General features: G+C 43.1%; 19 protein-coding genes. 12 read left to right on the plus strand and 7 right to left on the minus strand.

The window, feature by feature from the left end; genetic code table 11:
- Positions 1–12: 12 nt before the first annotated feature.
- From IH597_04035 to IH597_04045, 3 genes are all read right to left on the minus strand, one after another.
- Positions 13–2,016, minus strand: a complete 2,004-nt coding sequence (locus IH597_04035) for a S8 family serine peptidase (protein ID MBE0661617.1) — start codon at positions 2,014–2,016, stop codon at positions 13–15.
- Between the two features lie 229 nt (positions 2,017–2,245).
- Complete coding sequence (locus tag IH597_04040) at positions 2,246–4,045, minus strand: hypothetical protein (GenBank protein ID MBE0661618.1); 1,800 nt, start codon at positions 4,043–4,045, stop codon at positions 2,246–2,248.
- A gap of 75 nt (positions 4,046–4,120) precedes the next feature.
- Positions 4,121–4,858, minus strand: coding sequence for a glycosyltransferase family 2 protein (locus IH597_04045; GenBank protein MBE0661619.1), 738 nt, complete (start codon positions 4,856–4,858; stop codon positions 4,121–4,123).
- A gap of 301 nt (positions 4,859–5,159) precedes the next feature.
- Between IH597_04045 and IH597_04050 the strand changes: the two genes are divergently transcribed.
- From IH597_04050 to IH597_04075, 6 genes are all read left to right on the plus strand, one after another.
- Positions 5,160–6,026: a glycosyltransferase family 2 protein gene (locus IH597_04050; protein ID MBE0661620.1), complete on the plus strand. Its 867-nt coding sequence runs from the start codon at positions 5,160–5,162 to the stop codon at positions 6,024–6,026.
- A complete protein-coding gene (locus tag IH597_04055) occupies positions 6,023–6,757 on the plus strand; it encodes a methyltransferase domain-containing protein (GenBank protein ID MBE0661621.1) in 735 nt (244 codons plus the stop codon). The genes IH597_04050 and IH597_04055 overlap by 4 nt, the downstream gene beginning before the upstream one ends.
- Complete coding sequence (locus tag IH597_04060) at positions 6,744–8,060, plus strand: Coenzyme F420 hydrogenase/dehydrogenase, beta subunit C-terminal domain (protein ID MBE0661622.1); 1,317 nt, start codon at positions 6,744–6,746, stop codon at positions 8,058–8,060. Before IH597_04055 ends, IH597_04060 begins: the two co-directional genes overlap by 14 nt.
- 232 nt (positions 8,061–8,292) lie before the next feature.
- Positions 8,293–9,249 (plus strand): flippase-like domain-containing protein, encoded by a 957-nt coding sequence (locus tag IH597_04065; GenBank protein MBE0661623.1) that lies wholly within the window; start codon positions 8,293–8,295, stop codon positions 9,247–9,249.
- Complete coding sequence (locus IH597_04070; GenBank protein ID MBE0661624.1) at positions 9,242–10,246, plus strand: NAD-dependent epimerase/dehydratase family protein; 1,005 nt, start codon at positions 9,242–9,244, stop codon at positions 10,244–10,246. The genes IH597_04065 and IH597_04070 overlap by 8 nt, the downstream gene beginning before the upstream one ends.
- A 6-nt stretch (positions 10,247–10,252) precedes the next feature.
- The gene (locus IH597_04075) at positions 10,253–12,805 is read left to right on the plus strand and encodes a glycosyltransferase family 2 protein (GenBank protein ID MBE0661625.1); all 2,553 of its coding nucleotides are present in this window, start codon (positions 10,253–10,255) and stop codon (positions 12,803–12,805) included.
- Here IH597_04075 and IH597_04080 read toward each other — a convergent pair.
- The gene (locus IH597_04080; GenBank protein MBE0661626.1) at positions 12,802–14,250 is read right to left on the minus strand and encodes a hypothetical protein; all 1,449 of its coding nucleotides are present in this window, start codon (positions 14,248–14,250) and stop codon (positions 12,802–12,804) included. The two genes, IH597_04075 and IH597_04080, sit on opposite strands and share 4 nt — an antisense overlap.
- 222 nt (positions 14,251–14,472) lie before the next feature.
- Between IH597_04080 and IH597_04085 the strand changes: the two genes are divergently transcribed.
- Both IH597_04085 and IH597_04090 read left to right on the plus strand, forming a co-directional pair.
- A complete protein-coding gene (locus IH597_04085; GenBank protein MBE0661627.1) occupies positions 14,473–16,122 on the plus strand; it encodes a hypothetical protein in 1,650 nt (549 codons plus the stop codon).
- Between the two features lie 119 nt (positions 16,123–16,241).
- The gene (locus IH597_04090) at positions 16,242–18,119 is read left to right on the plus strand and encodes a mucoidy inhibitor MuiA family protein (protein ID MBE0661628.1); all 1,878 of its coding nucleotides are present in this window, start codon (positions 16,242–16,244) and stop codon (positions 18,117–18,119) included.
- 12 nt (positions 18,120–18,131) lie between these two features.
- On the opposite strand, the gene IH597_04095 is transcribed toward IH597_04090, so the two are convergent.
- Positions 18,132–20,621: a bifunctional UDP-N-acetylmuramoyl-tripeptide:D-alanyl-D-alanine ligase/alanine racemase gene (locus IH597_04095; protein MBE0661629.1), complete on the minus strand. Its 2,490-nt coding sequence runs from the start codon at positions 20,619–20,621 to the stop codon at positions 18,132–18,134.
- A 239-nt stretch (positions 20,622–20,860) separates the two neighbouring features.
- Positions 20,861–21,943 carry a 4-hydroxythreonine-4-phosphate dehydrogenase PdxA gene (gene pdxA / locus IH597_04100; GenBank protein MBE0661630.1) on the minus strand — a complete coding sequence of 361 codons (1,083 nt, stop codon included), beginning with the start codon at positions 21,941–21,943 and terminating at the stop codon, positions 20,861–20,863.
- 165 nt (positions 21,944–22,108) lie between these two features.
- Here pdxA and IH597_04105 point away from each other — a divergent pair, with 165 nt between their 5' ends.
- The 4 genes from IH597_04105 to IH597_04120 all read left to right on the plus strand — a co-directional run bounded on the left by IH597_04105 (position 22,109) and on the right by IH597_04120 (position 25,307).
- Positions 22,109–22,972 carry a nucleotidyltransferase domain-containing protein gene (locus IH597_04105; GenBank protein ID MBE0661631.1) on the plus strand — a complete coding sequence of 288 codons (864 nt, stop codon included), beginning with the start codon at positions 22,109–22,111 and terminating at the stop codon, positions 22,970–22,972.
- 54 nt (positions 22,973–23,026) lie between these two features.
- Positions 23,027–23,440: a GxxExxY protein gene (locus tag IH597_04110; protein ID MBE0661632.1), complete on the plus strand. Its 414-nt coding sequence runs from the start codon at positions 23,027–23,029 to the stop codon at positions 23,438–23,440.
- A gap of 121 nt (positions 23,441–23,561) precedes the next feature.
- The gene (locus tag IH597_04115) at positions 23,562–24,419 is read left to right on the plus strand and encodes a metallophosphoesterase (protein ID MBE0661633.1); all 858 of its coding nucleotides are present in this window, start codon (positions 23,562–23,564) and stop codon (positions 24,417–24,419) included.
- Positions 24,420–24,551: 132 nt separating this feature from the next.
- A complete protein-coding gene (locus tag IH597_04120; protein ID MBE0661634.1) occupies positions 24,552–25,307 on the plus strand; it encodes an alpha/beta hydrolase in 756 nt (251 codons plus the stop codon).
- 24 nt (positions 25,308–25,331) lie between these two features.
- Here the strand turns inward: IH597_04120 and IH597_04125 are convergent, their stop codons facing one another.
- Positions 25,332–25,727, minus strand: coding sequence for a BPSL0067 family protein (locus tag IH597_04125; GenBank protein MBE0661635.1), 396 nt, complete (start codon positions 25,725–25,727; stop codon positions 25,332–25,334).
- Positions 25,728–25,734 lie beyond the last annotated feature (7 nt).

Genomic DNA, 25,734 nt, shown 5'->3' on the forward strand with positions numbered 1-25,734 from the left:
AATAATTAACACCTAGGGAGCCAGGCGCTGTAAAAGTAGTTTACCGGAATAGCTATGACTTCCAGTTATAATTTTGTAGAAATACATACCATCGCTACAGGCGTTGCCATTTGTATCCGTGCCATGCCACTGCCATGAAAAGTTTGAACCAATACCGGTATAAGGACGTGCCATAGTAACATTCTTTCCCTGTGAATCAATGATGACAATTTCAAACGATGATTGATCAGGGTTCTCAATGTGAAATGTAGTTGAACCCCTGAAAGGATTGGGCATAACATTTACCTTGAGTTTATGGGTGATGTGTTCATCAATACCCACCAACCTGAGAACATGAAGTTTTACCTTTACTGAATCTCCCTGTCCGCCTTGTCCTTCTATCATAATCATTGCCTGGTAGTCTTCTGGCTCAAGTCCGAATGTATTTACGTCAACAGTGATCGTGATACTATCACCGCCGGCCATTATGCCGGTATCTGGTTCAACACTTAACCACTGGGGATTGTCTTTGATAATGATATTAAAGCTGAGTGAATCAATCCCTGTGCTCGAAATTATAAATCCAGCTGTGGTTTCCTCATCAGGGTAGAGCGAAACATCAATTGAATCGAGGTCAGCATAAAGTTGGGGCAGCGGATTGTATAGCATAAGCATTGGATTGAAAACATTCAGTCTTCCTCCTGAAACTGTAAGCCCTAGAAGCGTTTCAAGCGAGTCAGTTCCATCAAGCAGATGTTGTTTTAACTGGAGGGCAGCGGCAGCAGGATTTTCTTTGTAAAAATCAATAAATACTGAGTCGGCTGAAGCCAGTATAAGTGCAACAGCGCCGGCAACATGTGGTGTTGCCATACTTGTACCGGTGCTGTAACCATAAGTATTGTTATTACGTGTAGAGTAAATGGAGGTTCCGGGTGCGCCCAGGTCAATTGTTTCAAGGCCATAACCTGCAGATGTAGCTTTAACATCCATGTGGGTTGTGTTGGTCACACTTATAAGGTGCGGACTGGGGAATGCCGTTGGAACATCACCTACTGAATCAATATTGATATTGAGATTGGCTGTTGCCGCAGCGCTCAAAATTCCCAGGGTTCCAAGGCTATCATACATAGCGCCCCAGATAGGATAATTCTCAGGTTGACCAAAGTTAACACCGAATGAGCTGTTTGTTGCGACTATAAATGCCCCATACTCTCCATCAGTTTCATCATAGAGTGCGCGCATATCATACACATAGGCATAAGCTGCCACCACTGTTGACTCATTGCCTGATGAACCGGCAATAGGCAAAACCTTTACATTCCAGTTCACACCTGTTACCCCGGTACCATTATTTCCAAAAGCGCCAATCGTACCCGAAACGTGGGTGCCATGATTACTGGCTGGGACATTTCCTGTACCGTTATAGGCATTCCAGCCGTGGAAGTCATCAATATAACCGTTATTATCATCATCAATTCCGTTTCCGGGAATCTCATTCCAGTTTTTAAACAGGTTAAGGTCAGGATGAAAAACATCACAACCGCTATCAATCACAGCAACCACAATCGTATCGCCATGCGCAGTTAATCCTCCAGTTGTAATTCCCCATGCATTCAGGGCATCAATATCGGCGCCGGCTAATCCACCACTCTGGCCTGTGTTCTGAAGGCTCCATTGAAGGCCGAAGAATGGATCGTCAGGAATTGAGTCGGAAGAAAGTTCCCGCAACTGAAGTACGTGTTCATGCTGTGCAAGCCGAACTAAAGAATTTTGCCGCAGCTGCGACAATAAATCCTCAGCGAGAATGCCGGCTTCGTCATACGAAACCAAAGCAATATTAAGCCTGTGCGAAAGAATACGTTCAACCTTAAAGTTGAAGGGAGCGAATTCCTGCGATAATGCACTCAACTGGTTCATATCAGATAGTTGAACCATCATTTTTCCAGGTATAATACTTCCGGGTTCAGACTGGGCGCTGAGATTTACTACAATTGCACCAAAGGCTAGTGATAGTATAAGTAATCGTATGGTTTTCACGGCTTGAATGTGTTTGAGAAAAGAAGGTTTAATAAATGAAGAACAGAATTAAATAAATCACAAGATATAAGTGTTTTAACATTCCGGATTTAGAAATGTTCTAAATTGGCTCAGGAAAATAGAAATGCGAAATGCAACGGGATGGAATTTACAAAAACTGACGTTGTGGAAAAAGTCAATCAATGGTTATACATCAGTTATGTAAACAGGGAAATGGAGATCAATAGGGTTATCTGTCGAATAATTCGATCTTGAGATTATCCACGTAAACCGGTTCTTTTCCTTCATACCATAAATAGACTTTCAGCCTGTCATCTTTTGAAACCACTTCTGGGGTAAGATAATCTATTTGTATTTTGCTCCACTTACCGGCTTGAGCCGCAAACTTTTCATCGCTCAAAAGGGTGCTACGGTATTTATAGATTTTCCCTTCATTATCAAATTGAACAACCAGCCGCAATTGCTTCATTGATACAGTATCAGGTGCAAAAACCCAGGCGCTTGCCCTAATCCATGCATAGTAATTATCTGTCAGTTCGTTAAAAGTAGTTGCATATCCATCGGAATATGGATTTGTATTATCCATCCTCAATGAATGGAGGCCTTTATAAACAATAATGGTATCATAAAAAGCATCTCTTCCTTTCAGTGGGATCTCAAAATCTAGTGTTTTCAATAACTGATAGTTGTAGTCTTCTTCATTTTCGAGTACTTCAACATCGCTATGTGGCCGTTCGATAAGCAGTAACTTCTTGTCTTCGGGCGAAGCCTGGCGTGAAAAAAAAGTTGCAAAAAAATACTCTTTCGTCATGCGCGAACCATCAATCACCCCAATTACCAACTGATAGGTTTTGAAAAGATGCAATAGGGTAAGAAGAATCAAAATCAGTAATAGTATGGCTCGCAGGATTTTTTTCCTTGTGATCACAAAATTTATAAAGACCCCCATCGGCAGGATGAGCATTGCGTAGGATTGAATAAACGCCCGCCATCCAAAACTGATAAGGCTGGTGAATGATGCAATCAGGTAGGTATTTAAAACTACAAAGATTAAAAGGGGCAAGGCATATCCCGGATATTTTCTGAACATCATCAGCAATCCCACAACAGTAAAAATCATCATTGGAGCATAAATAAACCAGCCTTTACGGAAACCAAAAAGCACACTGGTAAATTGAGGGTCGGAGAGCTTTAGCGTGGAGGAAGGATCATCGTAAGGAGAAAAGAAAAAACTCCCTGTTACTACCTTCCAGTAAATAATTTGCGGCAATACAGTTAAGATTATAATAAGCAGGGCTATTAGCAGATGGTGGTAATTCTGAACTAATAATACAACTTTTTGCCTGAAAGTCCTCCAATTATAAACTCCCCAGGCTAAAGGAATGATGAGTGAAATCATTTCACTGGGACGTGAAACAATGATCAGCCCGGTAACAAGCCCCATTAATGCAGCCTTACCGGTTCCCGGCTTATCATGCCAGCGGATGGTAAGCCAGATAAAAATAGTATAAAGTGTAAACAGATAAAGATGTGGGGCATCATTACCGTAAGTATAAAAGAAAATTAGGTTTGAACCTACAAAAAGAAAAAACAATGATAAGGCTGTGGTAACATCATCAAAAAACCGCAGCAGTATTTTTCGCGCAAAAAATAATCCCAGCAGTGAAATGATCATTCCGCTTACAAGCAATGCCCGCTGGTAAGGGAGGGAAAAACCATCGGCCGGATAATCGGTCAAAAGGGCTATGATATGCCCTGTAAAAAAACCCGGTAAGAACATGTAAGACATGCCTGCAAAAAAACGTATTACCAGTTGGCCATCGCTTCCGGCGCTGAACTGGTAAAACATCGGCGTATTGTTGTAAATACTGTTAAGGCTGTCAATTACTTCAAAGTTCCTGATGCCGATGTCGTCGTAAATAAAAAGCGCTGGTAAATAAAGGTAAGAGCCGTAATAATCGTACGATATATTATTGTTCGGTGGATTGGCAAATCTGATAGCAGAAAAACTTAGTGCTATTAAGAGCATTAGCAGCAGACTGACCCGATTCCCTGATTTTGTCATTATCGGTCTATATCATAAATGAGCATTCCACTCAACATCCTACTTAAACATCCTGCGACTAAAGATATTGTATTTCAGTATGCAGTAAATTGCCCGGAAACCATCCCTGGCGCCAATCTTTTTCCCTTCATCGTAAGTTCGGCCATAGTAGGAAATGCCTACTTCATAAATCCGGATGTTCTTTATTCTTGAAATCTTCGATGTCACTTCCGGTTCGAACCCAAAGCGGTTCTCCCTGAAGTAGATTTTTTTGATTATATCCGACCTGAACAATTTATAGCAGGTTTCCATGTCGGTGAGGTTCAGATTGGTGAACATATTTGACAGGAAAGTGAGAAACTTGTTGCCGATGGTATGCCAGAAAAACAGAATCCGGTGTGGGTTTCCACCTGCGAACCGCGAACCGTAAACAACATCGGCAACTCCATCAATAACCGGTTTCAGTAAGAGGTTGTATTCATTGGGATCGTATTCGAGATCTGCATCCTGCACAATTACATGATCGCCGGTTGCAAGTTCTATTGCTTTGTGAATGGCAGCGCCTTTTCCCCGGTTAACCGGTTGCGAGTAAAAAAGAAAATTTGTTGAGGGGTGGGTTGCAATATAGGCTTCAATTTTTTCCTTTGTTTTATCCTTTGAGCAGTCATTCACAATTACAATTTCCTTTTCAATATTATTGATCAGTTGCACATCAATTACCTTATCAAGAATGAGATGAATAGTGGGTTCTTCATTATAAGCTGGGATCAGGATAGAAAGTTTCCGGCAGTGTGTCATGGTCAATAATTTATTCAGGCGCAAAAATACTTTATTTATCTGCTGAACCGAAAGCGAAATTAATTTAAGCCCTTTATGCTTTGTGGTTTTTTGAGGATTAAAATCTCGCGTAACGTTTTAGACTCCCTAAACCCCCTAAACTCTCTAAACTCTCTAAACCTGATAAACCATTTCATTTCAAGCAAAGTTAACCTGTGTGCAGAAGTAGTTATTAAGCCCGCTAAGGATCACATGTTATTTCCTGATCATTGTTTAGCAAAGCATTATCTTTGCCAGCTCATTTCGAACTCAACTTAATCCGATGCCTGAAACTCCCGTCATTTCAGTTGTAATACCTGCCTATAACGAAGCCGAAGGCATTGCAACCCTGCTTGAAAAAATTGTCGTACTGGGCTACCATCAATCTTATGAAGTTATTGTTATTGACGACGGCAGCAGCGATTCAACCGCCGAAATCGTTAAGAAATTTCCGGTTCGCCTGTTGAGGCATCATACCAACATAGGGTATGGAGCTGCACTTAAGACGGGCATCCGCAAAGCAAAAGGTAAGAAGATTATCATGCTCGACAGTGATGGCCAACATGATCCTGAGTATATCCCCAAAATCGCTGCATTACTTGATGAGCATGAGTTGGTGATTGGCGAGCGCACTTCGGATTCCTTCCAGGTGAAGAACCGGCAGGGCGGAAAAAAACTGATCCGCAAAGTAGGGGAGTATCTTTTTGACCAGAAACTTCCTGATTTTAATTCCGGTTTGCGTGGTTTCGACCGCGAACTCATCAAAAGCATGCTGCACATGATGCCCAACGGTTTTTCGTTCAGCACCACCAGCACCATGGCTTTCATCAAGGAAGGCTATTCAATAGGCACCTTGCCAATTATGGTGGCCGAACGCCAGGGAAGACCAAGCAATGTAAAGTTTGTCCGCGATGGCAGTAAAACCATGCTTCTGCTTTTCCGGATTATCATGCTTTTCAATCCCCTGAAAATCTTTTTCCCATTCAGTATTATTGTAACCACACTTGGTATTCTTTGGGGAATTTATGCATATATTTTTGTAGGACGTTTTGCCAACAGCGCCACCCTGCTTACCATGCTGGGTATGTTCTTATTCTTTATTGGACTGATCGCCGACCAGATTGCCATTATGAACCGCAGGGTATCGTGAATATGATCTCAAAGGAATTCAAGCATAAGTGGAACGACAGGGATGTGGAAGCACATTGGGACATTGTGGCGCATAAATATGTTGCCGAAAACGAAAAAGTGAAGCAGGCACATGATCAGCGGTTTAAAGAAAGCATCATTCATCTCAAACTTCAGGCCGGACAGCGCGTTCTTAATATTTCAAGCCGCGATGCAGAAGCCGATGATTACATCCGGCGTGCTGAACCGGAATCGGAAGTCATCAACCTTGAAATCTCCGCTGGTTTAATGAAAGAGGCGCTGCGTTTGCGCCCTCAGATTCAGCAGCAAAAAATCAGCACTTATTCAAGTTTGCCTTTTACTGACGGATATTTCGATAGTATTCTAACCCTGGAAACCCTCGAGCATGTGGCTGAACCCATGAAGTTTCTTGAAGAATTGTTCAGGGTTGCCAGGCCCGGTTCCAGGATGGTATTGAGTTGTCCGCCATCATCAGCGGAATTACCTTACCAGATTTACACTTTCCTTTTTGGCGGTCACGGCGAAGGGCCTCATCGCTTTCCCCATCCGGATGAAGTGAAGCAAATGTTGAAGATTACAAAATGGAAACTGCTTGACCATTACGGTAGCGTGCTGATACCGGTGGGCCCGACAAGTATGCAGGATTTTGGCGAAAGGATCATAAAAAAATACAAGGGAACATGGATTGCCAACCTGGGAATCCGTCAATTTTATATTTGTGAGCGGGATTAAGGAATTACAGAAAGTGATCAATGGCGGGCTATGCAACCGCTGCGGCAGCTGTGTAGGTTTGTCGGGCGGAAAAATAGTGTTCGGAAATAAAGAAGAACGCTACCTGCCCCAGATCAATGGATCGCCGGATGCCGAAACCATGCAAACCATTTTAAAGGCGTGCAGCGGAAAAGCCTTTGATTTTCCCGAGAACCGCGGGCATTTCTTCGGGAAAGAAACACCATCGCACATTTATACCGGCGCCTACCGTGAAATCAGTATCGGTTTCTGTACCGATCCGGCAATCCGTCTGAACGCTGCAAGTGGAGGCATTATCACTTCCATGCTGGTTTATTTGCTCAGAACCGGTGAAATTGACGGGGCAGTAGTGCTGGGCATGTCGAAAATAAAACCCTGGCTTACCCAGGCTTTTATTGCAACCACCGAAGCGGAAATCCTTGCATCGGCCCAAAGCAAATACATCATAAGTTCCGTAAACGAAATCCTGCCTGAAATTCGAGAATTCAAAGGCAAGCTTGCTTATGTGGGGCTTCCCGGGCAGGTGCAGTCCATACGCGCATTGCAAAGGATGGATCATCCCTGGGTTCGGAATATAAAATACGTGTTTGGACCTTTTTATGGAAATACCTTGCACTTTTCATCGGTGCGCAGTTTTATGCGATCCTATGGCGAACATGATTATACACAAATCCAAAAGCTTTACTTCCGTCATGGTGAATGGCCCGGCAATATGCGGGTAGAATTGGCAAGTGGCAGGGTGTTGCAGCTTAAAAAATTCCATGCTAACTATCTGATCCCGTTTCACATTGTAAAAAATAGCCTGATCTGTACGGATCTCACTAACGAATTTACCGATGTTTCAGGCGGGGATGCCTGGGCCCCGGTGTATGAGGAACGTGGGAAAGGATTTTCAATGATCATTGCCCGCTCGGCAAAGGGAGAAGCATTGCTTCAGAAAATGAAAAAAGAAGGGTTTCTGGAACTTACGCCTATTACATTGGTAGAATCCATTGCCATGCACTCACATGGATATGATCTGAAAAAACGCGGGGCTTTCATCCGTGTAAAATTCATGAAAATGATGGGCATGACGGTTCCGGATTATGGATATGAAATAAAAGGTTTCAGCCTTTCCCGTTATTTGATGGAAGTAATTATTGATCTGATGTTTCTTGTGCTTGCTACTGCTCCGGCACGATGGCTGGTTGAGCAGTTTTCGCCGGTTTTTATCGGAAAATTGTTTGAACGCAGCCGTACTATCTGGAAAAAATCAACTAAAAACATAAAACGACAGGATTTGTGAAGACGGATTATAATATTGCGCCCCTGCGGAGATTTAATTGGTTCTGGATTATTTTACTACAAATATTGCGCGGCTCTGCCGCTGCAGATTAATTGTATTTTGCAAGAAACAAGTAAGAAGAGAAAATAATTGCTGCAGCGCAGCTTAACATTTGTAGCTGTTAAACTATTTGTTAATACATAGCTGCAGCGCAGCGAAATATTAAGATATTGATTTCAAAAAGCCAAATCAGATGACCACCGGATCAAAGCAACAAAAAACCGGGAAACGAATTTTTAACGCCCTAAGATTGTTGGGCGTTGTGTTGTTTGTAGTCATACTTTTCAGGGTTGATCTCAGGGCAATTGGCCAGGCCTTGCTTTCAACAAATATCCGTTTGCTGCTTTTAGGTGTTTTTTTTCAATTCATTGTATTACTGACCAAAGGAATACGTTGGCACCTGATGAACGATGGAAAAACAGCATGGAAATTTTGGGCGCTGAGTTTGGGCCGCTTTTACGAAAGTTATGCTATTGGTGTAGTCACACCAGGCCGCATGGGCGATTTGCTCAAAGCCGGCCATGAAAGCGGACGAAACAACATACTTGGCGCAGGCTTCCGGGTGCTGGCCGAAAGGGGAATTGATATCGGGATCTTTGTAGGTCTGGCGGGCTTATCAGTATTGTCGGGTTATTATATTGAGATGCAGCCGGTTATTGGTTGGTTTGTAATTGCCGGGGGAGCGATGGTGCTATTGATTTCTTTTCTTATACTGGCTTCTCGGTTCTTCACAAAGCAGTTAAATAAATTTTTTCATCGCTTTCCTGGAAAATGGAGAGAACTAAATCTGGAAGGAAGGCGCTATTCTGCTTACACCACAACCTGGATACTAGTACTAAGCCTGGTTTCTAACCTTAGCTATTTTGTATCGTGTTATTTCCTGGGCCTTTCAGCAGGGATTGAAGCCGGGTTTATTTGGATTTCAGGGGCAGTTGCCGTTTCCGGATTGCTGAATATGCTTCCTGTTACCATTATGGGCCTTGGAACCCGCGAGCTTATATTCTTATATGTTTTCCAGTCTTTCAGCCAGGGTATGGTGCTGGCATTTTCTTTCCTGGTAGTTCTTGTTGCCCAGATTGGCGGTGGTTTAATATCCTTAATCGCAGGGCAGTTCTTACTCTATAAAACCCGAAAATACAACTATGACTAATTATGTGATCCTAACCGGGGCCAATGGTTACCTGGGGTCTTACGTAGCCCGCGAACTTTTACAAAGAGGTCATGGCGTTATTGCCTGCAAGTACCCGCACTATGCCTCTGTGATTATCAGTCATGAACTCATGGAGTATGTGGATATTGATATTACTGAGCCGGCGGAGCAACAACTCGCTTTAAAAGAAGCCATATCCGGAAAGATTGTCATCGCACTGGTAAATGCGGCAGCATTGCTCGGCAGCTCCGACTACGAGGCCAATTTCAAAGTAAATGCGCAGGGTGTGGTAAATATGATAGACTTTTGCCGTTTACATGGAATCAGGAGATTTATCCAGATCAGCAGCGTAGTGGTTCTGAAAAAGATAAAAGGACCCTACGGAATCACCAAGCTAAAGGGTCAGGAATTGTTAATGGAATCGGAACTGGATTACTCCGTTTTTATTCCGGCCATGATTTTGGGACCCGAAAGCCTGGGACTGAACCGGGTTCTGAAAAACGTTTTTCGTTTTCCATTGCTTGTTCCCCTGATCGGAACCGGAAAGGAAACCCAGCACCCGATTTATGTGAAAGACTTTGCCAGGGTCATTGTGGATTCCATCGGATCGGAAAAGGCGAAACGCAAGGTGTATGAAATAGCCGGCGATACAGTGATCTCCTTCCGTAGTTTTATTCGTCTGATCCTGAAACATTACCAAAAGAAAAGGATTTTTGCTTTTATCCCGGCATTTGTGGCTTTCATGCTTGGCAAGTTTTTTCAGAAGGTTCAGAAAGTGCCAATGTTTACCGCCGAGCATGTGAAGGGAATACTCCAGGATTCAAACCTTGATACGTCCGCCATTAAAGCCGATCTCGGTTTCGAACCTGCACCACTGGAAACAGCTTTGAATGAAAGCCTGGATGAGATTGGTACAAACTGGAATTATTTCCTCGCTGCCAGACCAGAAAAAACCTATATTTTTGATCCCGGAACAAACAAATTTCAGCTTAAGTAAAATTTCATGCACCTTAGTATTATCATCCCCATGTACAACGAGCAGGAAACCGTAGGTATCCTGCTCGACGAACTGCTTAAACTTGAATTCCCCCAATTTGTTGAACACTATGAAATTGTAGTAGTTGACGACTGCTCCAGTGATAAATCATTTGGGATTGTTCAGGAATATTTAAAGAAAAACCAACAGATCAGCCTGCACCGGCATGAAATAAATATGGGAAAAGGCGCAGCGGTCAGAACCGGCATCAGCAAAGCCAACGGCGATACTTACTTGGTGCGCGATGCCGATCTTGAACTTGCTGTTGATGATATTCCCACATTACTAAATGCCATGCAAGAGCTGGGCGTTGAATTTGTGAACGGCTCACGCTATATGGCCGGTGTGAACCGCCCCTTGTCATCTTATCGCCGATACCTTGCAAACAGGTTTTTCACCTTCCTTACATCAGCAATTATTGATGTGAAACTCACCGACATGGCTTGCGGGTATAAGCTTTTCAAGAAAGATCTCTACAACCGCATCGAGATGAAAGAAAACCGCTTTGGGTTCGAAGCTGAACTGCTTATCAAAGCGCTGCGGCTAAAGCGAAACAATATTGCCGAGGTTCCTGTACGGTATTTCCCACGAAATGAAGGAGAAGGTAAAAAGCTTCGGAATATTGACGGGATAAAGATCTTGCTCACAGTTTTCAAGTATGGAGTCTTTCAATCAATTGGCAACTCTGCACGTCGGTTCAATGCTTCAAAATGGGCCATCATCCTCATCGCATTGGTTGCTTTGATAATTAACACAAATATCAGGTATTGGGAGAGGGATAACCGTGTGATTGCATGGGATGTTATCAGCTATTACGCCTATTTACCGGCGACTTTTATTCATGGTGATCTGACACTTGATTTTATTGATACGGAATACGGACAACATGGAAACCGGTTTTGGCCTGTTTATACACCTGAAGGCAAAAAGGTGATTAAAACCTCTATGGGCTTATCAATTCTTTATTTGCCTGCTTTTATGCTTGGACATGCCACAGCTTTTATAACCAACCACCCGGCCGACGGATTTTCACAGCCCTACAAATTTTTCCTAATCTGGGGCGGGTTTGTTTATCTGATTCTGGGTATGGTACTGCTTCGGAACATCCTCAGCAGATATTTTTCTAACTGGGTTGTTGCATTCACTTTGCTTGCCCTGTTTTTTGGAACCAATTTGCTATACTACAGCACTTTTGAGGCAACCATGCCACATGTGTATAATTTCTTTCTTTTTTCACTTTTTCTTTATCTAACTCTCCGTTGGCACGAAAAGCAAACCATAAAAGATAGCCTGCTCTTAGGATTGGTAACCGGGCTTATCATCCTGGTTCGCCCGACCAACATCCTTATTATTTTAGTGTTGATCCTGATAGGGGTAACTAGCTTTCTCGAATTGGGAAACAGGGTTGTGTTTTTTCTTAAAAGATGGAAACATGTATTGATTATGCTGGCTGCAGCGCTACTTGTTTGGGTTCCACAAATGATTTATTGGAAACATCAAACAGGCCAGTTGTTTTACTTTTCATACCCGGGCGAACAGTTCTTTTTCAACAACCCACAAATATTGAATGGCTTGTTCAGCTACCGGAAAGGATGGCTGCTGTACGCACCGGTAATGATCTTTTCAATTATTGGATTTGTAGCGCTTTATCGCCGTCAAAGACAGTTTTTCTTGCCATTGTTCATTATTATTGTGGTAACTGTTTATATTATTTATTCTTGGTGGTCGTGGTGGTATGGCGGCTCATTCGGTGGCCGTGCCATGATTGATTACTATCCTTTGCTTGCATTCCCGTTTGCTGCGTTTGTGGAATGGTGCAGCGAACAGAAGTTAATTCTGAGAAACTTTCTAATTACAATGATGATTTTGTTTGTACTTCAGGGAGCCTTCCACACCGTTCAATATTACTATGGGGCGCTGCATTATGATTCCATGACAAAAGCTGCCTACTGGAATTCATTCTGGAAAGTGAAGCCAGGTTTTTATTATTGGGATTTATTGGAGCAACCTGATTCCAAAAAGGCAATGGAGGGGATTGCTGCCATTATTCCTCAATCAAAAAACACAATTCCTGAATCATTAAAATGCGATTACGAAATACTTACCAGTGATGGAAAGTTCTTTTTCTCAACTGATCAGCGATTCTTTTTAGGTAAGCCCCATTTGCGTTCGGACGAGATGGCAAAATCAGGTAGCTACTCACTGAAACTTACCGCTGATGAACAATATGGTTCCGATTTTCAACTAAGAGCCAGGAAAGGGGAAACATATTTGCTTTCTGCCTGGAAATATCCCGCGGATTCTGAAGGCAGGATGGTTTTTGCTGCTCAGAAAGAAACTTCATTTTATAATGTGGTTCGCAAAGTAGTCGAAATTGATGAGAACGGCTGGGCCAAAATTGAAACAGAAGTCACAATTCCAGAAGGAGTTCAGGGATTGTTGAAGGTTTACCTCTGGAACAACGGATCAGAACCCCTTTACTTCGATGATTTTAAGATCACAAGAATTGGTAAACATTAATCAGGCTTTTTCTGAAAAACATATATCTCAAAATCACGGTTACCTATCACTTTAAACGGGTTTTTGGGCCTGAACACCATTAACTGCTCAAAATTGCCGCTTTCAATAACACGTTCCACAGGCAAACGCCCTTCGTTTGCTGAATAATGCGCATCCCAGATCAGCAGGCTTCCAGGTTCCATCTTGTTGCCGGGGTTTTCATTGTCAGGAATAAACTCCTGAATCAGTTGCCGGTCGTGGGGGTCAATATCCACGAAAAGAAAAATTGAAGGGTGAAAATAATATATTTTATTTGAGTCAAGTCCCTGGTTTTTAATCCAGGCCATTGCATCACGAAGCACCATGTCCGACTCACCTAGAGGAACAGGGAATCTGTAAATATTGAATGGTGTTATGACAATGAAATAGACCACAACGAACTTTAAAACTAACTGCAACCAGAAATTCCGGAACGACAGCAGTCTTTCAATCAAGTTGTAGCCTTTCAATGCAAAAAATGCAGCCAGCGGGATGGTCAACACCATAAAACGATCGAGGGCAAGTGCCCCTGTGCCCAGGTACCAGGCCAGCGAGTGAAAAGCAAGGATGCCGGCCAACGGTAGAAATATCAGGAGAAATTCATCAATGTGTTTTTCCTTTAGCGAAAAACGTGAGCGGATCAGATCGTAAAAATGCACGCCTATCCCTGGAATCATTAAAAATGCTAGTGGTAAGCCCCAGATGAATTTTGTTCGGTTGATATAGTACAAAATGCTGCCGCTGCCATAAATTGAAAATGATCCGGAATGATATGGAATCTTTGTAAACACCCAAAACAAGTCCTTAAAATGAAACCAACCTACCAGGGAATAAATAATTGTTGCAGTTATAAGCCACGGAATGTGTCGCCATTGACGTCGCAGCATGAAGGCGATTAAAAAAAGTGGCAATATGAGTAAACCTTCGGTTCGCGCAAAAGGAATGAATGAGATGACTATGGCCGACCACAACGGGAGATCCCTGAAATAAAGATACACAGCAAGCACAAGGATCAGACTGCCGGTTATCTCGGTCATTGAACTTGGCATTAAAGCCGCGTAAATAGGGGCAAAGAGAACGAAAAACACCATCAGCAAGGGGTTCTGAAGATCACGCCCCCGGGCAAGTTTGTATGCAAAAAATGCTGCCAGAATTCCACAAATTACATTGTAAAGTTTCGTACCCAACTGCCCATATTGCGAAAAAGGGCTGCTTAACAATGTGAAGATGGGTTTTCCCCAGTGATCCAGAAAATAATGAGGGTACTGGAAAGCATATCGTGAAATGCGGTGGTGGTGCCAATCGTCGCCGCCGCCATGACTTCCCTGCGAGATGCTTGCAATGACAGCAAATACGGCTAATAGCAACAGAAGCAATACAAAAACAAAGCATTTGTTTTCCAGAATTTCTTCGATCTTTTTTCTCATGAGTGGCTCTTTGTGCAATCCAGTGGAGTGATGGGTTTGTAAAATATTCAATTTCCAGTATTCTCAAAGCTACAATGGATGCGCAAAAGTAGGAGTTTATTTAAACTGCCGAAAGACAATATTCAGTGCTTCATGGTTTGTTACATTCGCCACAGAACTTTAGCTTTGCAGCAAATATTTTGTCCGGAACCCATTCAGCTAAAATTTCCGGAAACCAGCACCATGCAGAAAACTCAGAATTATTTACGCACAGGCTTACCGGTATTATCATTATTGATTGTTCCGGTAGTTTTAGTCGTGATAGGCTTCACGCTAAGAAAAATCAACGGCGGGTTTTCAATCTTCGCCATTGACCCCGAGTTCAGCTATTTGTACAGTGGAGTGCTGTTGGCCCAGGGCAAAATCAACCTATTTACCGACCATCCCGGAACCCCCTTGATAGTGTTGGCAGCCATAGTGTCGAGGATTGTTCACCTGTTTCGATTACCAGGCCCTTTCGTTGAAGACGTCATGCAAAATCCTGATATTTATTTGAATGCCATCAATCTAAGCATGATCGTCCTGATTGCAGCAGTAGTTTTTATTGCCGGCTTGTGGATGTATCGAAAAACAGGGAATCTTGCAGCCGTGTTATTTCTGCAAATCTCACCCTTTGTGGCCGAATCAGTTTTCTCATCGCTTGAACGCTATATGCCCGAACCCTTTTTTATAGCCGTTGTAGTGATGCTGGTTGCCGTGATTGTTGTGGATATTCATGGTAAGTTAAATGAGAGCAGCTTTCTTTCGAACAGGGCAATTATTTACGGTATAATCATTGGGTTCGGAATTTCACTGAAGTTCACCTTTGGTCCCTTCCTGGTCATACCGCTTTTCCTGCTTGGCGGTTTCAAAAAAAAACTGCATTATCTGGCAGCTATGGTGATTTCCTTTATCGTATTCACATTCCCTTTACTGAAAAGAGGGAAGGCATTTTTTGAATGGATAAAATCCATTGTAATGCACAGTGGAAAATATGGAAGCGGTGAAGCCAATGTACTTGATCCGAACCAGTTTTTCGCGAACCTGAAATCCATTTACCAGTCAGAAAAACACTTGATCTATGCGCTGGCGCTGGCAGCTTTTGTATTAATTATTTCACTGCTTCCGGTTTTCTACCGGAGGATCAAGAACAAAAAATATTTATTGGCATTGGCCGCCATTGGTTCAGCAATGGTATTGGGTATACTGGCCATCTCAAAACATTATGCGGCTTACTACCTCATCCCGTATTCCCTTCTCACGCTTGCTGTTGTTTATCTTTCTTTTACGATTTTGCTCGAGATAATTTCTTACAGAAAGAGGTGGCTTGAAGCACTGCTTTACACTGCAGCGGCCATAATAATTCTAAGCAATCCAATAAGTGTGACCCAATACCGGGTTTACAAGAAAATAAGGGTACAAAAGCAAGAGAATAAGCAACAGATCATAAGCGATGTGGATAATCTTGCCCTGAACGGGGGAGCGTTGCTGCTCAGTGCCGATAACTGGCATATCAGCAAAGAAAGCGGACTGTTTTTCGGGATGCTGATGACTCCGGGCGGGAGCAAGTGGTTTGGACCGGTACTGAATAAACTTTATCCTGATACATACTTGTTCAAAGAATGGAAGGGAAGTTATTTCGATTGGTTCGACAAACCCCATGAAGCTGGCGAACTCCTTGAAAAATATTCTGAAATTACAGCCATTGCCAAGCATTATAATCCTGGGGTTTATGAACAGCTTGAAGCAACTTTTACGAAAACCGGAATGGCCATTGTAGAGGTCATTTACCAGGAACCCACAACTAAGTTGCAGGTTTATAGAATTGCCCGGAAATCAACTGCTGAGGATTAGTGCAACACTGATTCCTGAAATATTCTTCAGGCTATATTTTTTCGACATAATTCTTAACTTTACGCCATACTTTCTGTGTGTTCAAAGATTTATTATTATCCCCACAAAACCCACTCATGATGAAAACAACCTTATTTTTTGCAGCATTAATGACCTCTTTGGTACTAGTAGCACAAAGCAGTCCCGAAAAAGAAATGCCAACAAAAATTGAAGAGGTTACCGTTTTTTTAAACGGCGCCCAGGTATTTGAAACCGGAAAGATTACAATTCCAGCCGGCAAAACACTTGTAAGGGTGAAAGACCTCTCGCCACACCTCGAAGAGCAGAGCATACAGGTAAAGGCTGAAGGCGATTTTACAATTCTATCGGTGAACCATAAAATGAACTTCCTGAGCGAGTTGAAACGCAACGCAACCGCCGACAGTTTGAATCTAGCCATCGAGAAGATTTCGTTAAGTATTTTGAATGATAACGCAAGGCTTGAGGTCCTGAAAGAAATGCTGAACCTGCTTGCAGTAAACAGATCAATGGGCCAGGAAAATGCCGGTGTATCATTGACCCAATTAAAAGAAGCGCTTACACTTTACGAAACTGAAATCTCAAAAATCAAGCTGGAAGAGATTAAAATCACTAACAGCATAGTCTCTAAAAAGGATGAGCAAAAAAAGCTGCAGGATCAACTGAAAGGTATCAGCGATCAGCTTGAACTGCCCAGCAGTGAGATAGAAATCCTTGTAAGATCCGACAAACAGTTGGATGCAAAGTTCTTTATCAATTACATTGTTGGCAATGCAGGGTGGTTCCCGAAATACGACATCAGGGTAAGCGATATTGAAAGCCCGCTGGAACTTACCTATAAGGCAGAAGTTTTTCAGAACACCGGAGTTGACTGGAAAAATGTAAAACTCAGGTTCTCAAATGGCGATCCAAGGCTTAGCGGGCAAATTCCCAATCTTGAACCCTGGCGGCTTAATTATGCCAGGTACACAACTATTTCCAGTGATCGTGCTGGAACGATGGCTCCGGGAAATATCCAACAAGTGCGTGGCGTTGTTTTTGATTCCCAAACCCGCGAACCGGTTCCCTTTGCAAATGTTGTGGTGAAGGGAACATCCATAGGCACAACCTCCGACTTTGACGGGAGATATGACCTCATGGTTCCCCCGGATGCAACACATTTACAGGTTACTTTTGTAGGTTACAAACCCAAAGAGATTTTAATTGATGCAGCAAATATTAATATCCCACTTGATTTAGCCGCCCTGGCTCTCGAAGAATTTGTTGTTGGCTCCATGCCTTCAAGGGTTGCTGGTGTGCAGGTAACCTCATATGCAATACCTAAACAAAAAGCGATTGCTCAGCCGGTAAGAACAACCATGAAAGAATACCAGACAACCGTTGAAATTGAAGTAGATGAACCGTATTCAGTAAAATCGGGCGGGGAAAAACTTGGAGTTGATCTGCGCAAATACCAGATTGAAGCCGATTATACTTACCAGGTTGTTCCAAAGGTGGATAAGGATGCTTTTCTTATCGCAAGGATCACCAACTGGGATCAGTATAACCTTTTACAGGGCGAAGCCAATCTTTATTACGAAGAAACCTATGTTGGCCGCTCTATTCTTGATACCAGGGCCATTCAGGACACGCTTGCTATTTCACTGGGGCGCGATCAGAATATAGTGGTCAGAAGAGAAAAAGTTGAGCAGTTCTCACGGAGAAGAATATTAGGCAGCAACATGCTTGATAGCCGCGGATTCAACATTACAGTGAGGAATACAAAGTCACAGCCTGTGAAGATCACTGTTTTCGATCAGGTTCCCGTTTCTGTTGTGAGTGATATTTCTGTAGCAATCACAGAGCTTTCAGGCGCGAAACACGATGAACAAAGTGGTAAAATTTCGTGGGAACTGAATCTTGCACCACAGGAGCAAAAAGAATTGAACTTTCAGTATGAGGTAAAGTATCCCGGTCGGGAAAGGGTAATATTTGAATGATTTAGAAGTACCTTATTCCTGAAAATACACCCGTTTTACCCTTCTTGAAATACCAGTAAGTACTTCGTAAGGAATGGTTTGCATGGCTTTTGCCAGGGCAGTGATGGGGTGGGAGGGAGAAAAAATGATCACCTCATCACCTTCGTGGGCCGGAATGTCCGTTATATCAATCATGCACATGTCCATACTGATATTGCCGGTGATGGGAGCAGGTTTTCCGTGAACCAGCAAACTGTACTTTCCGTTGCTCAGGCTGCGGCTGAGACCGTCGGCATAACCTACCGGCACAATGGCAATCTGCATATCCTTTACAGCTTTGAATTCCCGGTTATAGCCTATGGTTGATCCGGCAGAAATAAACCTGATTTGCGAGATAATGCTTTTCAATGTACTCACATGCTCCAGGAATGGCTGTTCATCCGAAAGATTGCTGATGCCGTACAACCCGATTCCCAACCTCACCATATCATGTTGCGCCTGCGGAAAACGGGCGATGCCGGCCGTGTTCAGGATATGTTTCAGGAAGCCATAACCCAATCCGGTTTGCAGTTCGCTGCACATGCGTTCAAAAGCTTCAATCTGCTGGTATGTGAACCCATCGTGATTGGGATCGTCGCTGGCGGCAAGATGTGAAAAAACGGATGCAACTTCAAATTTCGAATCCTTAAGTCTACTTATAAGTTGCGAAATATCGCCTTCATCAAATCCCAGGCGGTGCATGCCGGTATCAAGCTTGATGTGAATTTTTAAATGAGCATCCAAAGGTTTTCCGAACCGTTCATTTGCCTGTTCCAGCAAACTGAGGGTTCGAAGGTTGTAGATTTCAGGTTCGAGATTAAATTTAAAAATCCATTCATAGCCTTGTTCCTCGGGGTTCATCACCATAATGGGAAGCCTGATGCCGGCCTTGCGCAATTCCACACCTTCATCCGCATTAGCTACCGCAAGATAGTCAGCGCGGTGAAACTGCAGCACATTGGCGATCTCAAAACTGCCGCTGCCATAAGAAAAAGCTTTCACCATGGCTATGGTTTTCACACCGGGCCTTAGTTTGCTGCGATAAAAATTCAGATTATGCAGCAATGCATCCAGGTTCACCTCCAAAACGGTTTCATGGGTTTTTTGCTGCAGCGCTTGTATGATCCTTTCAAACCCAAACACCCTCGCGCCTTTTATCAGCATGCTTTCATCCCTGAAATCCAATGCCGGAAGCGCCTCCGACAAGGTTTTGGTGCTGGCGAAGAATGCTGCATTTCCCTTGAATTTATCTTGTTGTCTCATCATGGCAGGCCCCACTCCAATAAAACGGTTCGGGTTTTTGTTGTTGATAAGTTGGGCGATTTCGGCATACAAATCTGCTTCATTGCGCCCGCTTTGCAGCATATCTGACAAAATCACCGTTTTCCTGCGATGCTGGTTTTGCTGCTGCAGGAAATCAAGGGCGATGCCCAAAGATGAAAGGTCGGAACTGTAACTGTCGTCAACCAGCGAGCAATTGTTGATGCCTTCCTTGAGCGTGAGGCGCATGGCCACCGGGTGTAATTGCAGCATCCGCTCGGCAATTATTTCAATTGCGAACCCAAAGTGCAGCAGTGTGAGCCAGCAATGAATGGCGTTTTCCACAGAGGCTTCATCGGTAAATGGAACATTGATCGCAATTTCTGAATTGTTATACACAGCTTTTATATGTGTGCCGCTTTCTTGTTTTTCGCAGGAAAGGATTTGCAGATTGGCAATGTTTTGCCTGCTCCATGTGATAAGCCGTGGTTTGCGACTCCATTGCAAACTGTCGTAAGCTTCGATAATTTGTTTCTGATCGGCACAACAAATCAGTTCATTGCAATTCCTGAACAGTTCAAGTTTTTCACTTGCTTTTTGAAGGCCGGATTCAAAGTTTTCGTCATGAGCCGGGCCGAGGTTCGTAAAAATACCAAGCGTTGGTTGGATGATTTTTTCAAGCTTTTCCATTTCACCGGGTAGAGAAATCCCTGCCTCAAAAACACCAAGTTCATGGCCTTCATCCATTTGCCATACCGATAACGGCACCCCTATCTGAGAATTGTAACTTTTGGGGTTTCGAACCACATGCCTGTCGTTGCCCATAAGTTGCCACAGCCACTCTTTGACAATGGTTTTGCCATTACTGCCTGTAATCCCGATCACCGGAATATTAAATAATCCGCGACGGTGAGCTGCAAGTGCCTGAAGTGCGTCAAGGGTATCATTAACAAGTACAAAACTGGCATTACTTTGCAGCCACTCAGGTTTGGGTTCTGAACTGATAACAAAATTGCGGATCCCTTTTTCAATTAACTCAGGAATGTATTTGTGACCATCGTTTCGTTGGGTCACAATAGCAAAAAAAACATCGGCCTGAATGGAAACCGGTTTGCGGCTGTCAATTAGCAGGTGGTGGATCGCCGCATCAACATCGTTCCCCGGAAACAGTTTCCCGTGGGTGATTTCGGCTATTTTACGGGCTGTATATACGTACGCAGACATTTGTCAGAAGTTCAAGGTTCAAGGTTCCGGGTTCCAGACTGTTTCCGCCGGAAATGCATTGAAGTTTATACAATGGTCATACAGTAGTCAAACAATAGTCATTCACTTGAGCTTCAAAGTTGCCATTTTGCCAACTGCCAACTGCTACTGCCAACTTGTTCCATGTCTCTTAGCCCTTTAGTCTCCATGTCTCATCTTCCCATCTTCTCATTTTCACACCTTCTCATCTTCCCAGCATCTTACGATTCCGCTGCATCATTCCTGTCATCGCGGTGATTGACCAGTGGATTGCTTGTAAGTTCTTCGTATAAAACGCGGTTGCGGAAGATATCGCAGGCAAGGTAAAGCGCTTCCCTGAATGAGTCAGGTGATGCCATGTCTTTTCCAGCAATCTCATATGCTGTACCGTGAGCCGGGGAGGTTCGCACAATAGGCAAACCAGCCGTAAAATTCACACCCGATTCAAAAGATAAAGTTTTGAATGGAAGCATTCCCTGATCGTGATACATGGCAAGTATGCCGTCGAATTCACGGAATTTGAATGAGCCGAAAAATCCGTCGGCAGGAAATGGGCCATAAACGAGCATGCCGTCATTGAATAACTCCTGCACCACCGGTGTAATCATGTTGACTTCTTCCTCGCCAATCATTCCGTTTTCGCCGGCGTGTGGGTTCAGGCCCAAGACTGCTATTTTAGGTTTGCCGATATTAAAATCCCGTATTAACGAATCGTGCAAAGTCCTTATTTTTTTGAGAATTAATTCCTTGCTGAGCGCTTCGGCAACCTGCCGGATGGGTAGGTGTCCGGTAACCATGCCGATGCGCATTTTTCCGCTTACCATTATCATCAGGTAATCTTCGGTTTCGAACTTTGAAGCCAGGTATTCAGTATGACCCGGAAACTCAAAGCCGGCCTGACGGATAGCGTGTTTGTTTATTGGCGCTGTCACAAGCACATTGATAAGGTTGCGTTTCAGATCTTCAACGGCGGCCTCGAGCGACTGGTAAGCCATTTCACCGGATTCAGTGGTGGCAATGCCGAGATCAATCTTGACTTCGTCGTCCCTGAGGTTCACAATATTGGGTTTCTTGGCGCTTGCCTGATCGGCTTTGCGGATGATATTAAAATTAAAATCGCTGATGTTTATTGTTTTACGATGGTAAGAAGAAGCTTTTGAGGTGCCATAAACAATTGGGGTGAATAACTCACACATGCGCTGATCAGCCAGGGACTTCATGATAACTTCATACCCTATTCCGTTAATATCGCCGCTGGTAATGCCAACATTGATTTTGATGTCTTCGTCAGGTAGTTTGTTCATATCGTTTATAATTTGAGCCAAATGGGATGCTTTATGATAATCAAGTGCAAAGATAATTCTATTCCTCTGCCATCCCAATCAAAGTTCAAGTTTGTAAGATGCGGTATTTAACGAACCTGAATCCGGTGCTTTTTTAGTAAGTTTGCTCATTCAATACCATTTGTTATGCAGGATTTTGTAGAACAGTTTGCAAGTAAGGCTCTCAGCGGTTTAAAAGAAAGAGCAAAGGAACTCAAGTGCCTTTATGAAGTTGAAGAACTGATGAAGGACTCAGGCAGGAATGTGAAAGAGATATTCGAAGGCCTTTTAGTAGTTATTCCGTTGGGCTGGCAGTTTACTACCGTATGCGAATGCAGGATTATCTATGATGGAGAGCATTTTACTACCGAAGATTTTAAGGAGACGGAATGGAAACAAACTGCCGAAATTAATATTGACGGGAATATTGCCGGCGAAATACAAGTTTGCTATTCCCAGTTTATCCGGCTTACCGGCGACAGCCAGTTTCTGCCAGAAGAACAAAAATTACTGAATACCATTGCCGAGCGCCTAAGCCGTTACATTTTTACTCAAAAGCTCAGGAAGAGTGTTGAAGTTCTTTCTAAGGCCGACGACCAAACCCAACAACCAGAAGAACTCAAAGTAGTGCTAACTACCGATTCCGACGAACACTGGAAATGGCGTTACCGGATTGCTGAAATCCTGGCTTCTAAAATGGATATGAATCGTTTTGGTGTGAAAGCCATTTACCTCATTGGTTCTGCAAAGAATGCGAACGCCGGACCTGCCAGCGATATTGACCTTATGATACATTTTACCGGCAACGAGAACCAGCTTTGCCAGTTGAAAGCATGGGTTGAAGGCTGGAGTTTTAGCCTTGGATATTACAATCAGCTAAAAACCGGGCACAAAGTGGATCAACTAATTGATCTGCATATCATCACCAACAAAGACATAGCAAAGAAATCAAGCTTCGCAGTGCTCATTAATGGTATAGACGAAAGGGCGCGGCTGCTGCGGGAAGCGTGACTTTTTCACCACAATAGACACAGTAGGACACAATAGTGATAAATTAAAACAAATATGACACAAGCATATCTTAATGCTTTGACAAGAAAGATTATCGGAGCAGCAATTGATGTCCATAAGGAATTAGGCCCCGGATTGCTTGAGAGTATTTATGAGAAGTGTCTGATACATATACTCCAGGAAGAGAAACTCAAAGTGGTATCTCAACAAAAAATCCCCGTCACTTTCAGAGGGATTCAACTTGAGTGTGATCTTCGGTATGATTTGCTTGTAGAAGATATCATAGTTGTTGAGATAAAAGCTGTTGCAAATATTTTACCGATTCATGAGGCACAATTGCTCACTTACCTGAAACTGCTACAAAAACCAAAAGGCATTTTACTGAATTTTAATTGTACCAATATTTCAAAATATGGGCAGCAAACAATGGTTAACGATTTGTTTGCAAAGCTTCCAAAAGGGTATTAGCATCCAAACCAAATGTTTTTATAGAACTCTTAACTCAAATCTTTGAACAGACGAAATTGAAAACTTTAGAAATTCTACTGTGAACTAATGTGCCTATTGTGGTTCAAAACCTAATTACGCGATGATAGCCTACTTCGTCAGCGATTTACATGGGAAATTTGAGAAATATCTCAGCTTGTTTGATCAGATCAGGTTCGGAAAACCGGATGTTGTATTATTTGGTGGCGATATTTTCCCACACCACAGTCTTCGGAAGCATAAGGATTTTGAGCATATCAACGACTTTCTTCACGATTTCCTGATTCCTGAATTCATTAAGCTGCGCAACGAAATGCAGGGTTCGTACCCCAAGGTGTTCCTGATTCTGGGGAACGACGATGCCCGTATCGAAGAGCAGCACATCATTGAGGCCGAAAAACATGGCATCTGGAAATATTTGCACATGAGACAGGAAACGTATGGCGGATATGAATTTTTTGGATATGCCTACGTTCCACCAACTCCTTTTTTGTTGAAGGATTGGGAACGTTATGATGTTTCCCGTTTTGTTGATCCGGGTTGTGTACATCCCACTGAAGGCTATCGCTCAGTAGAACCTGACGAAGACATTGAATATGTGACCATTCAGCAGCACCTGGAGAGATTAACACTGAAAGCTGATTTCGCGAAATCTGTCTTTTTATTTCATTCTCCACCGTACAATACCCTGCTCGACCGTGCTGCCCTCGATGGTGTAACGGTTGAGCATGTGCCGGTAGATGTGCACGTTGGAAGCATTTCCATTCAAAGATTTATTGAGACCCTGCAGCCTCATATTACTTTGCACGGGCATATACATGAATCCACAAGGCTAACGGGTTCGTGGAAGCAACAAATAGGGAAATCATTTGCTTTCAATGCCGCGCATGATGGCCCGGAACTTTCAATTATTAAAATCCCCCTTGAAAATCCGCCGGAAGCCCAGCGTATTCTTGTGTAATTTTTTTAAAGAATAACAAACCAGGTCGAAATCAGTTTATTATTACCTGTTTTATTGCTGGCTTTTGCCTGTGTGCAACAAGCGCCGTAGAACCCTCTGGAAATCATAATAAACAATAAAGTATCAACTGCCATGAAGAATGTGATTATTTTCGATGATGCTTTTTATATACCGCAGCTCGACCGGGAAAGAAAGATCTGGGTTTATCTGCCACCCGGATATGAAAGCAGCAACCGGCATTATCCTGTGCTTTACATGCACGATGGGCAAAACCTTTTTGATAATACAACATCATATGTAGGCGAATGGGGCATTGATGAAATCATGAACAAGATGATTGAAGACGGGTTCCCGGGCATTATTATCGTTGGTATTGAACACGGTTCGGAAGAAAGACTCAATGAATATTCACCCTGGAAACATCAAAAAATGGGTGGCGGTTTGGGCGATAAGCATATTGCTTTTTTAGTGGAAACACTCAAACCCGCGATTGACAAAAACTTCAGAACCCTCCCCGATCGTGAAAACACAGGAATTGGCGGCAGCTCTATGGGCGGGTTAATCAGTTGTTATGCAATGCTGAAGCATCCTGAAATATTCAGTCGCGGGATTATATTTTCACCAGCATTCTGGTTTTCTGAAGAAAGTTATAAGTATGCAGAAAATATTGAAATCAACAATGAACTCCGGATGTATTTTCTTGCAGGTGGAAAAGAATACGGCGATTTGAATGTGATTGAAGCCACAAAGAAAATGATTGATATTCTTCGCGCTAAAGGTCTTTCTGAAAATCAATATCACTTCAAGACTGACCCTAAAGGCAAGCACACCGAAGCATTCTGGAGCAAGTATTTCGCGGAGGCAGTCCGGTTTCTGTTTGTTGGTTAGCAGGACGAAAATACGGGATTATAATCAGGCAGTCTCTACGATATAATACCATTTCGCATCATTCACGCTGCGCGATGGTTCATTCTTAAGCCTGATCTTTCTTCTCTTGGCCATTTTCTGGCTGTTCCATTGGTCAACAACGTTGATCCCAGCTGCATCGTGGCTTTCATAAAGGGATGCATGTCGCTGCATAAGTGGATATTTGCCATTTTCATCAAATGTTGCAATAACCGTCCCAGGGGAGATTTCTCCGGGAAGGCAACTCAATACTTTCTTACCCTGCATCCAGGTGGAAGTATGAGGTGCGCCTGCTGTTTTCTGTACCAAAGCAACACATTCATGGTTGCCTTTTTCATTGGCGTAGGCTGCGCTGCCATCCAGGCTTTGCAGATTCATTGTTGTGGTATAGGTTCTGGCCATGATTAAC

The sequence above is a fragment of the Bacteroidales bacterium genome (assembly GCA_014860575.1).
Lineage (GTDB): Bacteria > Bacteroidota > Bacteroidia > Bacteroidales > JAAYJT01 > JAAYJT01.